General features: G+C 42.2%; 13 protein-coding genes. 7 read left to right on the forward strand and 6 right to left on the reverse strand.

From position 1 onward, the window contains the following. Positions 1–11: 11 nt before the first annotated feature. Entirely contained in the window at positions 12–1,214 is a 1,203-nt protein-coding gene (locus NSQ64_RS04155; protein ID WP_341015219.1) for an MFS transporter, read from the reverse strand. A gap of 146 nt (positions 1,215–1,360) precedes the next feature. Between NSQ64_RS04155 and NSQ64_RS04160 the strand changes: the two genes are divergently transcribed. Then, a complete protein-coding gene (locus NSQ64_RS04160) occupies positions 1,361–1,840 on the forward strand; it encodes an aminoacyl-tRNA deacylase (RefSeq protein ID WP_024718610.1) in 480 nt (159 codons plus the stop codon). A 32-nt stretch (positions 1,841–1,872) separates the two neighbouring features. On the opposite strand, the gene NSQ64_RS04165 is transcribed toward NSQ64_RS04160, so the two are convergent. Next, positions 1,873–2,781: a LysR family transcriptional regulator gene (locus NSQ64_RS04165; RefSeq protein ID WP_058336478.1), complete on the reverse strand. Its 909-nt coding sequence runs from the start codon at positions 2,779–2,781 to the stop codon at positions 1,873–1,875. Between the two features lie 103 nt (positions 2,782–2,884). Between NSQ64_RS04165 and NSQ64_RS04170 the strand changes: the two genes are divergently transcribed. Next, positions 2,885–4,084: an MFS transporter gene (locus tag NSQ64_RS04170; RefSeq protein WP_268418094.1), complete on the forward strand. Its 1,200-nt coding sequence runs from the start codon at positions 2,885–2,887 to the stop codon at positions 4,082–4,084. Between the two features lie 63 nt (positions 4,085–4,147). On the opposite strand, the gene NSQ64_RS04175 is transcribed toward NSQ64_RS04170, so the two are convergent. Further along, positions 4,148–5,227, reverse strand: a complete 1,080-nt coding sequence (locus NSQ64_RS04175; RefSeq protein ID WP_039168562.1) for a DUF3900 domain-containing protein — start codon at positions 5,225–5,227, stop codon at positions 4,148–4,150. A 200-nt stretch (positions 5,228–5,427) separates the two neighbouring features. Then, the gene (locus tag NSQ64_RS04180; protein ID WP_008344201.1) at positions 5,428–5,577 is read right to left on the reverse strand and encodes a DUF1540 domain-containing protein; all 150 of its coding nucleotides are present in this window, start codon (positions 5,575–5,577) and stop codon (positions 5,428–5,430) included. 354 nt (positions 5,578–5,931) lie between these two features. Between NSQ64_RS04180 and rfbF the strand changes: the two genes are divergently transcribed. The 5 genes from rfbF to NSQ64_RS04205 are packed head-to-tail and all read left to right on the forward strand — an operon-like array spanning position 5,932 to position 10,713. After that, on the forward strand, positions 5,932–6,696 hold the full coding sequence (rfbF, locus tag NSQ64_RS04185; RefSeq protein WP_341015224.1) for a glucose-1-phosphate cytidylyltransferase: 765 nt from the start codon (positions 5,932–5,934) through the stop codon (positions 6,694–6,696). 4 nt (positions 6,697–6,700) lie between these two features. After that, a complete protein-coding gene (locus NSQ64_RS04190; protein WP_025092661.1) occupies positions 6,701–7,672 on the forward strand; it encodes a GDP-mannose 4,6-dehydratase in 972 nt (323 codons plus the stop codon). Positions 7,673–7,684: 12 nt separating this feature from the next. Next, entirely contained in the window at positions 7,685–8,596 is a 912-nt protein-coding gene (locus NSQ64_RS04195) for a putative nucleotide-diphospho-sugar transferase (RefSeq protein ID WP_341015226.1), read from the forward strand. Next, positions 8,593–9,783, forward strand: a complete 1,191-nt coding sequence (locus NSQ64_RS04200; protein WP_160758104.1) for a glycosyltransferase family 2 protein — start codon at positions 8,593–8,595, stop codon at positions 9,781–9,783. The genes NSQ64_RS04195 and NSQ64_RS04200 overlap by 4 nt, the downstream gene beginning before the upstream one ends. Further along, positions 9,784–10,713: a putative nucleotide-diphospho-sugar transferase gene (locus NSQ64_RS04205; protein ID WP_024718603.1), complete on the forward strand. Its 930-nt coding sequence runs from the start codon at positions 9,784–9,786 to the stop codon at positions 10,711–10,713. A gap of 34 nt (positions 10,714–10,747) precedes the next feature. Here the strand turns inward: NSQ64_RS04205 and NSQ64_RS04210 are convergent, their stop codons facing one another. Both NSQ64_RS04210 and pbp4 read right to left on the reverse strand, forming a co-directional pair. Further along, positions 10,748–11,986: an MFS transporter gene (locus tag NSQ64_RS04210; protein WP_072367729.1), complete on the reverse strand. Its 1,239-nt coding sequence runs from the start codon at positions 11,984–11,986 to the stop codon at positions 10,748–10,750. A 146-nt stretch (positions 11,987–12,132) separates the two neighbouring features. Beyond that, complete coding sequence (gene pbp4, locus NSQ64_RS04215) at positions 12,133–14,172, reverse strand: penicillin-binding protein PBP4(5) (protein ID WP_341015229.1); 2,040 nt, start codon at positions 14,170–14,172, stop codon at positions 12,133–12,135. Positions 14,173–14,215: the final 43 nt, after the last annotated feature.

Genomic DNA, 14,215 nt, shown 5'->3' on the forward strand with positions numbered 1-14,215 from the left:
GAGTCGCTGCCTTAAACAGCCGCTCTTTTTTTCTGCATCATGAAAGTGGTGATGGCAATCCCGGAACAGATGAGTACAAACAGTCCGCCTAACAAATAAACAAATCTCGCTCCGAATGTATCCGCAATTAATCCAACAAAGAAAATAGATAAACTGACAGACATAGAAGAGAGAACGTATTGAGCCGAATACACCTTTGATAACTCATGGACTGGCGTTTCCGTTTGGAGAATGGTTTGCTGCGAAACATCCCGAATTTGATAGGCAGGCCCCATTAAAATACAAAGCAGCAATGCAAGCCATGGCAGGCTGTTTAGTGAAAATAGGATCGTCAGCACTGCATAAATAAAAGAGCCCGCTGCCATAAAGAGGAGAAGTTGTTTTTGAATAAACTGACTTAGCCATGCGGCCATGAGTCCGCCTATAATGGCACCTATATAATATGCGGCATTGATATATCCCCACCATTCCGCACCTTCATTTAAAACAAGTGTGACAAAGGCAAGCGTAACCGGTCCGACCCACAAAGCACCTGCAATATTTTCACTAACATCCATGAAAGTCAGGATGCGAACCGTTTTGTTTGTCCAAATGATCTTCCAGCCATCCTTGAACCCGTTCATCTTATTTTCTTTTTGAACCGTGTCTTCTTGCTTGAGTAGAGAAAAAACAGGGATGATCAATAGATAGGACAACACAATCATGAAACAAGAGGCCCACATTAAATAAAATGGACCAATCAACAGGACGAGCATTCCAGTAAACGAATAGCCGGCGATTTGAACAGATTGATAAAAAACGGAGGCTGTACTGTTCGCTTTCACAAGCTGATTTTCTGGCACAAGCATCGGCATGATGGCCTGTAATAAAGGGCTGATGAACCCGCCTGTGATGGAAATCAAAACGAACGCACTAAACAGCCAGATCAGGTGCTGCTGAAAGAAATCAAATTGGGTCGTGAATACGACGAGCATTCCAATACGTAAAAGAGGGACCCATTTCAATAGACGCTTGGCTTGAAAGAGTTCTGTCAAAACAGGAGAGAGGAGCCCAGCCAATAGCTGACATAGTGTTCTTATGAGCGGAAATACAGCCGCATAGGCGACAGATTGTGTATCTTGATAAATAACCAATGTGACTGTCATCAAAAATAGAATATCACTTAGCATGAGAAGGCTTTTACTGCCTGTATAACACCAAAACTTATTTCCCATATCCAACCGACTCCTTTTCAAAAACAAGTTCAGTATAGCATGTTGGCGAAGTGTGCAGAGGTTTTCCATTGAAAAATACATCTTAAGGATGAGAGGATTGTGATAAGCTAAATGAAAGGACATTGTAAGGAAAGGGGTTCAATCCATTGAAAAAATTACCAGCACATGACTTTTTGGACAAGCATGGCATCCCGTATGACATCAAAACATTTTCTGCCGACACAGAGAAGGGCGCAGCGAATGTAGCGGCTGCTCTTGGTTTTAGAGAAAGACAAATGATCAAAACATTGATCTTTGAAACAGGGGAAGGGGAGCAGCTGCTTGTGATGGTTGGTGCTGACCAGCACATCAAATCAGGGAAACTAAAGAAAGCCGCAGGCTCTCGCAATATCAAAATGGCTTCACCAGACACGGTGCTTGAAGTGACAGGCTATCGCATTGGCTCCATCCCGCCATTTTGTTGGCAGCCTGAAGGGTTCCGCACGATTATCGAAGCATCGCTATTAGAAGAAAAGATATTAGGCGTTGGAGCAGGAGAATGGGGAAATGAAATACTCATCACACCAGAACAATTAGTGAAAGCCTCAAAGGCGGTCCCATTTGATCTAGTTCAACCATCCGAATAGAAAAAGTGCCTGTTGCTGAAGCAGGCACTTTTTTAATTGGAGTCAGGTGCTATAAAGGGTCCGATGTCTTTCATTTGCAGAAAAGCATTCACCGTCCTATTTTCCTCAAGGTCATTCGCCCGTTTGCAGACCACAACAGGTCTGATAATGTCAATTCCTTCGATATACACGCGCCCAATCTCTCCACGTTCTAAGCTTCGCTGAACAGCGTCACGAGGAACAAGGGTGATGCCATAGCCAGCTTTGATCATTTGAATGGCTTCGTGGACACCACTGAATTGTAAATCAACGGTCGGTTTTTTAATTCCTTTAGCGGTAAAAAGGGAAAAAAGCTTGTCTCTCGTTGAACTGCCTTCTTCTCGCATTAAAAAAGGTTCATGGCTCAGTCGTTCTAGTGGGACGGTTGTTCCATTTAACGGGTGATCCACAGGCACGATAAAGTCATAACTTAAATCAGTCAAGTGAGAGGTGTGAAGATCTTCGTGGTGCAGATCCTCTATTACGGCGATCGCCACATCTGATTGATATTGAAGCAGGCTTTCGATCACTTGAGCGGAGTTTCCGCTTTTTAATTCAATGTCTGTCTGTGGCGATGATGTTTTAAAAGAGGCAAGCCAATCAGGCAGTAAAAAGTTAAGTGGTACGTAGGTAGAAGCAATTCTGAGTCTTCCTTTTTTTCCGTTTTGCAGAAGGGTGATCTGATATTCTACTTCTTTTTCCGCCTCGAATACTTGCCGGGCATATGGATACAGGATCTTTCCCATCTCTGTCAGTGTAATCCCCCGGCCGTTTCGTTTGAAAAGACGAAAGCCGATCTCTCGTTCAATGCTTCGTAATTGTGCTGTCACAGCCGGCTGCGTCAAAGACAGCACGTCTGCCGTTTGTGTGACACTTTTTGTTTCGGCTACCTTTGCAAAAATACGGAGGGCATGTAAATTCATCTTTGCACCGCCTATCAATTATTTTGATGATTCAATCAAAAACATTCATTAGATTTATTATAAGGTATCCCTTATCGTAAAGGTAGCGAAGGGGGAAGAAAAAATGGATCGTCGTCAAAAGCAAGTGGTGTCAATTGCGCTCATCACAGCATTTGCCCTTATTGGGGATTCAATGCTCTATATCGTTCTCCCGGTCTATTGGAAAGAGATTGGTTTATCATCCATTTGGGAGGTGGGGTTACTGCTGTCTATCAACCGATTCATTCGTATCCCGCTAGCACCTGTCGTATGGTGGCTTTATCGATTTATCCCAATGAAGACCGGTGTACTGATCGCAATTATGATCGCGTCAGTGACCACGATATTATATGGTATGAGTGGATTTTGGCTGCTATTGATTTGCCGCTGTGCATGGGGTCTCGCTTGGACGTTACTCCGTATGAGTGGGATGAGGGTCTTGGCTGAAATAGACGAAGGCTCACAAGGACATTTGACGGGTCTTTATAATGGGCTTTACCGGCTTGGCAGTTTATTTGGCATGTTATTTGGGGGAATCCTTGCCAGCTTGATCGGTTTTCAGTCCATGACGCTTGTCTTTGGCTTACTCACATTAATGGGCTGCATTTTTTATGTATCGTTGGATGAAATTGAAAAGAGAGAAGGCACGCAGGTGTATCATGGCATCAAACAGAAGTGGTTTACACGAGATGTGGTAAAAGTACTGATAACAGGCATGCTGATCGCACTGATCATCCAAGGTTTATTCGCATCCACGCTGAGTCATGTCATTGAAGCAAAGATTAACCAAGATGAATTGACTCTGTTTGGCTTTGTCATCGGAGCTTCGGCTTTAAGCGGTGTTATTCAAGCACTCAGGTGGGGATGGGAACCATTTCTCGCACCGAGAACGGGCAAATGGTTTGATCGTCTTGTGATGAAGGAACGAATGTTATGCTGGATGTTTCTTTCATTTGGAGGTCTCAGTTTTCTTGTGATCATGCTGAAGGTAAGCGGCTGGTTTGTATTTATGCTGCTTTTGATGCAACTGATGGCAACAATTGTCACAACGTTCACCGATACACTTGCCTTTCAAAAAGCTTCTGCTCAAACAGATAAGAACCGCTTTCTCGCCAGCTATTCTTTTGTTCAAGATATGGGGGCTGCTTTAGGACCTTTGTGTGGGTATACGTTGATCGAGTTTTTCGGAACAAACAGCGTCTTTTGGCTGATGCTTATCATAAGTTTAATGCTCGTCAGCATGTGGATAAAAAGCGGGCAGCATGTTTCTTCTAGTGCAGTGTAAGAAATAAAGCGTTATATAAAAAACTGCCTCATGCAGCTAATCGCAGGAGGCAGTCATATTCTCTTATTCTAAGTCTGAATCATAGGCTTTTTGCGTGAGTTGGCTGACGACCTCTTTCAAGCCATTGGGTTTATGGAATTCAACAGGTGTGCTTCCTTTTTCAAATACAATTTGATCTGCTTCAACGAGCACGACATATCGATTGTTGACCTTTGCAATATGAATCGAGTGGCCGAAGTCGGCTAAAAGTCCTTTAATTTCTGTTTCGCCTAGACGCATCTTCATCGTGATATCAGGCGTTTGTTCAACAATGTGTGAAGCCGCTAGCGTGACCTGTTCTGTATCGAGTGTTTCCCGAATCTCCCGTTTTTCACTTGCTTCCCATATTTCAAGGTCCTCTTCAAATTGTTTTAATTCTTCACTTTCATCCTGAAATGTTTCAAATACATGTTCCTGCACCATATTCATGACCTGTGATTTCATGATTTCAGGCATCGATTCCCCGTATTCGACGAATTTTAGAAAGTCTTCAAAATAACGAGCGTGTGAGGATTGGTGAATTTTCACTTCGGCTTCCTCTGTCATGCCCTCTTCTGGCATAAACGGGTATTGAATCGATTTCATGTTTTTTGTTGTAATCGCCATTTCTACTTTTTTGATCAAGGTAGATGTATCAGCAATAGAAGCGACTTTCTGTTCAAAATCGCATTTCATGATAAAGACAAAAGAGTCATCGAAATATTTTTTAGGAACCGCAGATGCAACCAGAAACACGCCGCCTCTGACAGCACTTGTATCTAAATAGGTGCGAACAAATTGTTCACTGCATTCGTTAAATACTTCTTTTGTATCTGCAAATCTCGTCTGATGAAATAAATTGTAGTTTGGATTTGAATCGAGTTCATGCCCGGGTTCGACAATAAATCGGCCAATTTTAGTCGGTACTTGCTCAGACTTAGGGTGTCTGTCCACTTTTCGTTTGACGATTTTTTTTAGCTCACCGTCTAGAAAGTCTTTCAGCTCACTTTGTTCAAATTCTTCTTGGTTTAATGTTTGGTAATGTTTAAACCGTTTATTTGCTTGTTCCTCTTTACCTTCTATTTCAACCACATAGAATGATAGAAATCGTATCGTAAAATCCACTGATTGGTCACCACTTTTTCTTCTTTGGATATGTTGAGTATAGAAAAAGGAGTGAAAATCGTCAACGAATGGAGAAATATCGTGTCATTATTTCCCGAGAAATGTTTCGTGAAAAACGCTTGATAATAATTATCATTCTTGATAGAATGATAAAAGAAAAGAAGGAACCTGCCAGTTCCTTCATCTCAGAAAATCATGTATTATTTTGTTTCAAATGTTTCGCAATCCGTTTCAGCATTGCGAGTCACGTCAGTCATTGTGCTTTTACCAATTTTAATGGTAGAAGCTGTACAGCTGTTGTCAGCCCAAAAACGGCAAGAGTTCACTTCACAAAGTACATTTTGTGCCATGGGAATTCACCTCCGTGATTCATATTAAGAATGAAGCAAGCTGCCACTTGAGTTCATTCAATCTAGTAGTCTCTTTATCGAAAGAGGCTGTTTGTGCTGTATATGCACATGTTTATCATACCATCTACCCTGAAAATATACAATTTAAACTTTGAAAGAGCGAGAATGCAAATCTCGCTCTTTTTTGTTTGTAAAAATAGTTAAATGCTAGGTGGCACCCTCTCTTATTCCGACATATGAATAGAGTAGATTCAAAACCTGATGTCGGACAAAGTATAAGGGTACATGTACTGATTTTCCGCATGAAGATAGGGTTTTCAATCAAAAATTTTCATAGAGAGATGAGGGGAGAAGATGAAAGCAGTCATTCTCTGCGGAGGAAAGGGAACGAGAATGAGTGAGGTCACACAAGCGCTTCCTAAACCACTTGCTATGATCGGAGACCGGCCTATTCTATGGCATATTATGAAAATCTATCAGTATTACGGTGTAGACGAGTTTATCTTATTGCTTGGATATAAAGGAGAGAAAATCAAAGAGTATTTTCTCAACTACGACTGGCGGCATCACAGCATGCAGCTGGATATGTCGACAGGGGAAATAAAGCTTTTAGGGAATTCGGAGAACTGGAAAATCACTTTTTTAGATACGGGTGAGAATACGATGACAGGCGGGCGGTTAAAGCAGGTACAGGATTATATTGGTGATGAGACATTTATGATGACGTACGGGGACGGACTTGCCAATATCAATATGTTTCATTTGCTCAAGCGCCATCAAGAGCTTGGAGCAGCTGCCACTGTCACAGGAATTGAAAAGAAATCACAGTACGGCACGCTGAAGGTCTATAACGGGATGGCACAATCCTTCTCTGAGAAGACAGACAGTATCGGGATGATCAATGGAGGATTTTTTGTGTTGTCTCCAAAGGTTTTTGATTATTTAACAGATGATGATCAATGTGTGTTCGAAGCAGAGCCTCTTCAAAACTTGGCGAATGATGGTGAACTTGCAGTCTACGAGCACCACGGATTTTGGACAGCAATTGATACGTATAAAAACTTGAAAGAAATCAACGGCATGTGGGCAGATGGAAAACAACTATGGAAGGTTTGGTGACAGCATGAGCGGATTTTGGAATGGGAAAAACGTATTTGTGACCGGGTGTACGGGATTGTTAGGGAGTTACCTCGTCAAGGAATTGATTGATCAAGGAGCAAACGTAACAGGGCTTGTACGTGATCAGGTGCCAAGATCGAACTTATATCAAGGCAGTCAATTTGAAAAGATGAATGTCGTCCAAGGCGCACTGGAGGACATGCAAACGATAGAACGTGCGTTAGGAGAATATGAGATTGATACAGTCTTTCATTTGGCCGCCCAAGCGATTGTTGGGGTCGCAAATCGTCACCCAGTTTCTACATTTGAAGCCAATATTTTAGGAACATGGAATGTGCTGGAGGCATGCAGAAGGCAGCCGCTTATCAAACGAGTGATTGTGGCATCGAGTGATAAAGCATACGGGGATCAAGAACAACTTCCTTATGATGAAGACATGCCGCTTAACGGCAAGCACCCATATGATGTGTCAAAAAGCTGTGCAGATTTAATTTCTCACACGTACTACAACACATATGGTCTTCCGGTTTGTATTACGCGCTGCGGTAATTTATATGGAGGCGGGGATTTGAATTTTAACCGAATCATTCCGCAAACCATCCAGCTTGTGTTAGAGGGAAAGGCGCCAGAAATTAGAAGTGACGGAACCTTTATCCGTGATTATTTCTATATTGAAGATGCGGTCAAGGCTTATTTACTGCTAGCTGAAAAAATGGAGGAAAAAGGGCTTGCAGGAGAAGCATTTAACTTTAGTAATGAAATTCAGCTGACTGTGCTTGAGCTCGTTGATAAAATCTTAAAGGCGATGGGCAGTGAACTAAAACCTCGTATTTTGAATCAAGGAACGCATGAGATTAAGCATCAATATTTATCAGCAGAAAAGGCGAGAAAGCTGCTTGATTGGAAGCCTGATTACTCCATTGATGAAGGGTTAGAAAAGACAATTGAATGGTATCGTGAATTCTTTCAAAAATAGAGGTGTATACAGATGAACAGCATATATTGTACGGTTCTATCAAGTGGAAGACTTTATCAAGCTATTGCGTTTTTCTTATCGTTGAAGCAAGTAGAAGATGATGCTGTCATCAAGACGTTATGTATGGATGATGCTGCATTTGATTTGCTTCATCAAATGAATTTCCCGCATGTCGATCTTGTTCATGTGCGTGAGCTTGAAACGCCGGAGCTTCTAGAGATCAAAAAGGAACGAAATGATTCGGAATATTGCTGGACATTAAAACCGATTTGGATTGAGTGGCTATTTAAGCAGGACCAGGCGGAGGAAGTGACGTATCTTGATGCGGATTTGTTCTTTTATGAGAGTCCACAAGTGATTTTTCAAAACCAGCCTGATGCCTCTGTGCTTCTATCAAGAGGGGATATTGTCATTCCAAGCTTTGATCCAGAGGAAGTGAAGATGCTTCAGAAACTTTTAGGGCGTTATAACTCAGGCTTCCTGCATTTTAAAGGAGATGAAGCCGGCCGGAAGTGCCTGAGCTGGTGGAAAGAAGAATGTCTAAAAGAATGCAAAAATGCGCCTGGAGAAGGAAAATTTGGCGATCAAGGGTATTTGGATCATATGCCGGTACTGTTTGAAAAAGTAGAGGATATTCAAACAAAGGGTTTGAATATTGGTCACTGGAATTATGGCCAGCATTCTTATCAGGAAGAGAATGGACGTATTTTGCTTGAGGATGGAAGCCCACTCATTTGCTATCATTTCAGTGGTTTTCGGATCTTAAGCAAAGATGATATGCAGCAAATCCATGAAAAAGGAAGAGATGACTTGCCATTTTTCCAAGAAGCCTATCGGGAAGTGCTGCGTCATGTGATTGAATCGGTAGAACAAGTCAATCCGATGTTTAACGGCTATGCCAAACTGGAGGAGGATGGCGCATGAATGAAAAGCCGAAGGTCAGCGTCATTATTCCGAGTTATAATGCGAAAGAGCGTTTAGAAGGGAGCCTCTTTTCCTTAACGCTTCAGGAAACCGATATTCCATTTGAGGTCATTGTCGCTGATAATGGGTCAACGGACGGCACGATGGAAATGCTCGAAAACATTGAGGTGAACTTTCCATTCAAAAAGGTGCGTATTCCTGTCAATCAAGGAATTGCCAAGGGGCGCAATCATGCCATTCGTGAGGCAGAGGGAGACCTTTTAATATTCCATGACAGCGATATGCTGGCAGAGCCCCAATTTATTCAAAAGCACGCAGAGGCACATGCTGATCATGAGGACCGTGTCATTTGCGGTGTATGCTGGAAGCGAATCTACCGTTATTTTTACACCGGTTTTGATAAAGATCATGTGAATCGATTAAAAAAACAAGGGCTGTATCAGCGGAAAATGAAAGACAAAACGTCTCTTATGTCGATGGAGGAAGTGAAAAGCGGCGCATTTCTAGAGAGAAGCTTCGACTTGCAGTCCGAATTTATTGATATCCTGAAAGACATTTTAAACACGTACGACTATGATTTAAGTTCTTATCAATTGCCGTGGCGATTTTTTATCACAAATAACTCTTCCGTCAAGCGAAAGCATGTCATGGAACTAGGGATGTTTGATGAAAAAATCGTTAGATACGGGTTTGAGGATTATGATTTAGGCATTCGTCTGCATCAGCTTGGCCTCTCATTTGAACTGCGTGAGGATATTTTGAGTGTGCATCAGGAACATCCAAGTAATTTAACGTCATTCGATGACATCAAATATAACATTTTGTATATGTGCGAGAAGTACAACAATATTGATTCGATTGATGTTCATCTGGCTTTCTCTGGACCATTTTCTCATACCGTGACAAATGATATCGTGAAAGACATTCGCCAGCTGCGTAAGAATGAAGCATATGATGATCTGCTCGCTTATTTTTTGGAGCTGCTTCATATGATCACAGAGCGGAATGTGGGCATTAAACGTGATCAAAAGGACGTGCTGACGGCAAAGCATTTCCCTTTGAAAAAGCTGTCAGAGGCGGCTCAGCTTGCCAAGCAGGAACATGGATGCACGGTGCTGGCCGAGGCCATTCAAGGGCTCACAAAAGAGCTGCTGCATGTTGACTTGTTCCAAGTGGATGTGTTGTAGATGGCATCCTATCATTTCACAACCATTGTGTCGAATACCCATGTGTTTAAGCTGCTGGCACTGATTCATTCACTTGAGCAGACGGCTCAATCATACAAACTTTCTGTCTTATGTGCTGATCCTTTGGCTTACAAGGTGTTAAGTCAGTTTCCTCATCCACATGTCCAATATGAACAGCTTGAAGATGTGGAAGATGATTCGCTGCGAAAAGCAAAGGCGGATCGTACGTTCCATGAGTATTGCTGGACGCTTAAGCCTGCGTTTCTACTCAAAATTCTTGAGTCCTCTGATGCAGATTATCTCGCTCATTTGGATACGGATTTGTATTTTTATCATGATCCAGAGGCGATATTTGCAGAAAATCCACTCGCTCATGTATTTTTGACAGATCATATGAATTCCAAGCGATTCTATCACTTTTACGAATTATCCGGCCGTTTTAATACTGGGTTTGTAGGCTGTCGAAACACAGATGTGGCCAAACGGGCTGTGACGCAGTGGAAAGAGAACTGCATTGCGCACTGTACAGTAGAAATGGATACGGAAAAAAAGACATATGGTGATCAGCGGTATGTTGAAAGATGGGTCGATGATTTTGAGGGTGTCCATGTGGTGGCATCTAAAGGTGCCAATGCAGCGATTTGGAATATTGAAAACTATAAGCTCTCCGTTGTGAAAGGAGATATGTATCTCGACGAATGTCCACTGCTGTTCTATCATTTTTCTGCCTTTACGATCATTGATGAAAATACCTTTAATCTGAATTGGTATTACTATATGACAGAACACACTCTTGTAGATCATTTGTATATTCCGTATGCGGATTTGATTCATCTGAAAATTAAACAGGTGCAAAAGGTCTTTCCAGACTTTCAGCAGGGGTTTATTGCAAAGAAGCATGTTCCGGACACGCATTTTTATGAGATATGAAAAAACCGCTCATTTATTGAGCGGTTTTTACCTTTTATGATTCATTCCATTTCGCTATGGTCTGATCGCTTGGCAGTAAGAAGGCTAGGATGCCTAATATCGGTAAAAAGGCGACACCGATCATGGTAGGCGTTAAACCAACCGCATCAATTAATGAGCCGAGGGCAACGGATCCAATCGCACCCATACCAAACGCAAGCCCAACAGTTAAACCAGACATTGTGCCAATTTTCCCGGGAAATAGTTCTTGAGCATAGACCACGGTGACAGAGAAGCTTGAGGTCAGAATGATTCCAATGAGTCCAAGTAAAACATAAGCAAAAACTGGTCCGGCAAATGGGAGAAGCAGGGCAAGCGGAAAGGATGCTAATAAGGAAATTAAAATGACGGTTTTCTTGCCGAAGCGGTCTGCAAGCGGCCCGCCTAAAAATGTCCCAATCGCACCCAATATAAGAAATAAGAAAATATAAGTTTGTGATTCTTTAATCGTCAAACCATATTGTTCAATCGCATAAAACGCATAGAAATTCGAGATCGCATTTCCATACCAAGAACGCGCGAAAATAAGAAAGACGATAATGCCAAGTGCTGTGAGCGCTGACTTGCGGTGAAGTTCAGATCTTGCTGCTTTTGCAGGCGCTTTTTTCGCTTGTGCTCGAATGGTTTGAAGTCTTCCTGCGTACCATCTTGAAATATAAAGAAGGAAACCGACAGCAATCATTCCAACAATCGTAAACCAAGCCACACCTGGCTGACCGAGAGGGACGAGCATTAATGCAGCGATTAGCGGAGCAAAGGCTTGACCTGTATTTCCACCGACTTGATAGATGGATTGAGCAAGACCGCGTCTAGGACCAGCTGCCATGTTGGCAACCCGTGAGCCCTCTGGATGGAAAATTGCAGAGCCGAGTCCAATAAAGACGACGCACAGTAGGATGGTCGCAAATGATGGCGCAAACGCAAGGCCGAAAATGCCGACAGCACTTGAAAATAATGCGATAGGCAGTGCATAGGGCATCGGCCGTTTATCTGTGTACCACCCGATCGCAGGCTGCATGACAGAGGAGACCATATTTAATGTAAAGGCGATTAGCCCTAATTGAGTAAAGGTCAGCCCCATTGAGCGTTCTAAAATAGGGAACATGGCAGGAATCACGGCTTGCAATGTGTCGTTGAGCATATGGCAAATACCAATAATCAATAAAATAGGATAAACCGTTGAACCGGTGACCGCTTTTTGAGGTTTATTCTTTGTTTGAGCAGCAATAGCCAATGAGACTTCCTCCTTTCATTCAACTTGTTTTCTTTTTTTCATTCTCCTCATTTTATTCATAAGGTGAACTATAAAACAATAGCAAATTGTCATGATTTAGAAAAAAAGAGACACATGCGCTTGATGGAGCGTGTGTCTCTAAAGGGTTATTTATAGAAAGAAGCGATGACAGGCTTCATTTTTTGAATGACAAGTCCACTGCCTCCACGGTTTTTCACACCTTCAATCATGCCGACGAGGACATAATCTTCTTTTTTAGGATTAAACGCAAGTAAAAATCCATTTTCAGTACCGTCTGTCGCACCTTGTTTGCTCTTTAGTTCCGCTGTTCCGGTTTTAGCGGCTATATCAGCCCCTTTTATTTGCAACGAGTGAGCGGTTCCGTTTGAATTGGTGACGACTTGAGTTAGTGCATCCTTCACCGTATTTGCTGTATCTTCTTTGATGATCTGTTTTGGTGATGCTGTTTTTTCATCCTGAATGACTCGAGGGTACACAAGCTTTCCTCCTGTTGCAAATGGAGAATAGGCATGTACTTGTTCAATTGGAGACATGAGTAATTCTCCTTGGCCATATGCTGAGTCGGCAAGTAAGATGTCTGATTGGATCCCGTCGTTAGACACTTGTGCCGGTTTCATTGTGAACGGCATGTTTAAATCATCACCAAACCCAAATGTTTTCACTTTTTTCTCGTAAGTATCTTTGCCGATTTCAAGGGCTTCCTGTCCAAAATAAATATTATCTGAGTACACGAGGGCATCGACCATATTGACTTGTTCTTTGTCATGAACCCGTGTAATGCGATAATTTCCCCATGATTGATCCTTTTGCCATTTCAGTCCATGAATGGTGCGCACTTTATTAGGTTTTGTGACACCTGTTTCCAGTCCAATCGCTGCTGTAATGGTTTTGAATGTAGATCCTGGTGCATATCTGCTCGCATACCGAGCTTGGAATGGGAGATCAGGATTTTCACTGTATGCTTGGTATTGTTTAGGCGTGATCCCGTTGGTCATTAAATTGACATCGTAAGAAGGGGTGCTAACAAGCGCTAATAAATCACCTGATGATGGATTCATAATGGTGACAGCCCCTTTTTCACCTTTCAGCTGTTGATAGGCTTTTTTCTGTAAAGATGCATCAATGGTCAGTTTGACTGTTTTTCCGTCTTTTCGGTCTGTTTTTTGTAATGTTTCTTCAATACCTGTTTCATCATGGATAATGAGGATGCTTCCGCCATCTTGTCCTCTTAAGTTCTTGTCAAATGTGAATTCAAGGCCGGTTTTGCCGATGATTTGATCCGCCTTTAAAGCTGGATTTCTTTTGATATCATCCGCATTTGCTTTTCCCACATAGCCTGTCAGATGAGCAGCGGCTTCGTTATATGGATAGTAGCGCATTTCCTTCGTTTGATAGGTGACGCCATTTATGTCTTTTGGAATCGGCTTTTGCTCTAACATAGACTTTAGCGGGACAAATGTGTCATCTGTGACCCATGCTTGTTTCAACTGATTTTGAATCAGCTCTTCATCTATATCAAAAGCGCTGCTGATTTTTTTGATGTTGCTTTCTTTTTCCGTACCTGTCCCGAGCTTTCCAGGGATGATGCCAAGTGCGTGTCCACCAGTTGTTTCTGCTAACGTGCGCCCTTCTCGATCTACAATATTTCCGCGTACCGCAGGATCCGTTGTCACTTTGATGGTGTCACCCTTTTCCATTTGCGGGAAGATGAGATTTGGTTTCCAGTCTACTTTCCACTCGTTATCCTCTTCGGAGAGAACACCTTTGTAAGAGAGTTTGTTCAGTTTTCCAAGTGACGTTTTCATCGTGACTTCATAGGTGAATTGATACCCATTTCTTTTATCCTGTTTTTCTACGTTGACGTTTGAGACGTTTAGATCATTCGCACCGATGCCGCTAAAGATATGATCGTATTTTTCGGCAAGTTGTTTTTTAGAAAAGTCATTGGCTTTCAGAGAGCCGCTTGTGACCTCATCTGCCAATTTTGTGAATTCTTTTTTCTCCAGATGTTTCGTAAAGGATTCAGCGGCTTTCAGCGCCTCTTTTTCTTTGGAGAAAAGCGTATCTTTTAAGAAAAAGAGAGCAGCAGCAATCGCGATGATGCTAAGAAGGGGAATGATGACTTTTTTCTGTTTCCAAAATGATTTTCGTTGATCTGTATACAATGAAAACACCTCAATTTTTGATTAGATCCTCTATAGTTTACAG

The sequence above is a fragment of the Bacillus sp. FSL W8-0183 genome (genome assembly GCF_038006825.1).
GTDB lineage: Bacteria > Bacillota > Bacilli > Bacillales > Bacillaceae > Bacillus > Bacillus altitudinis.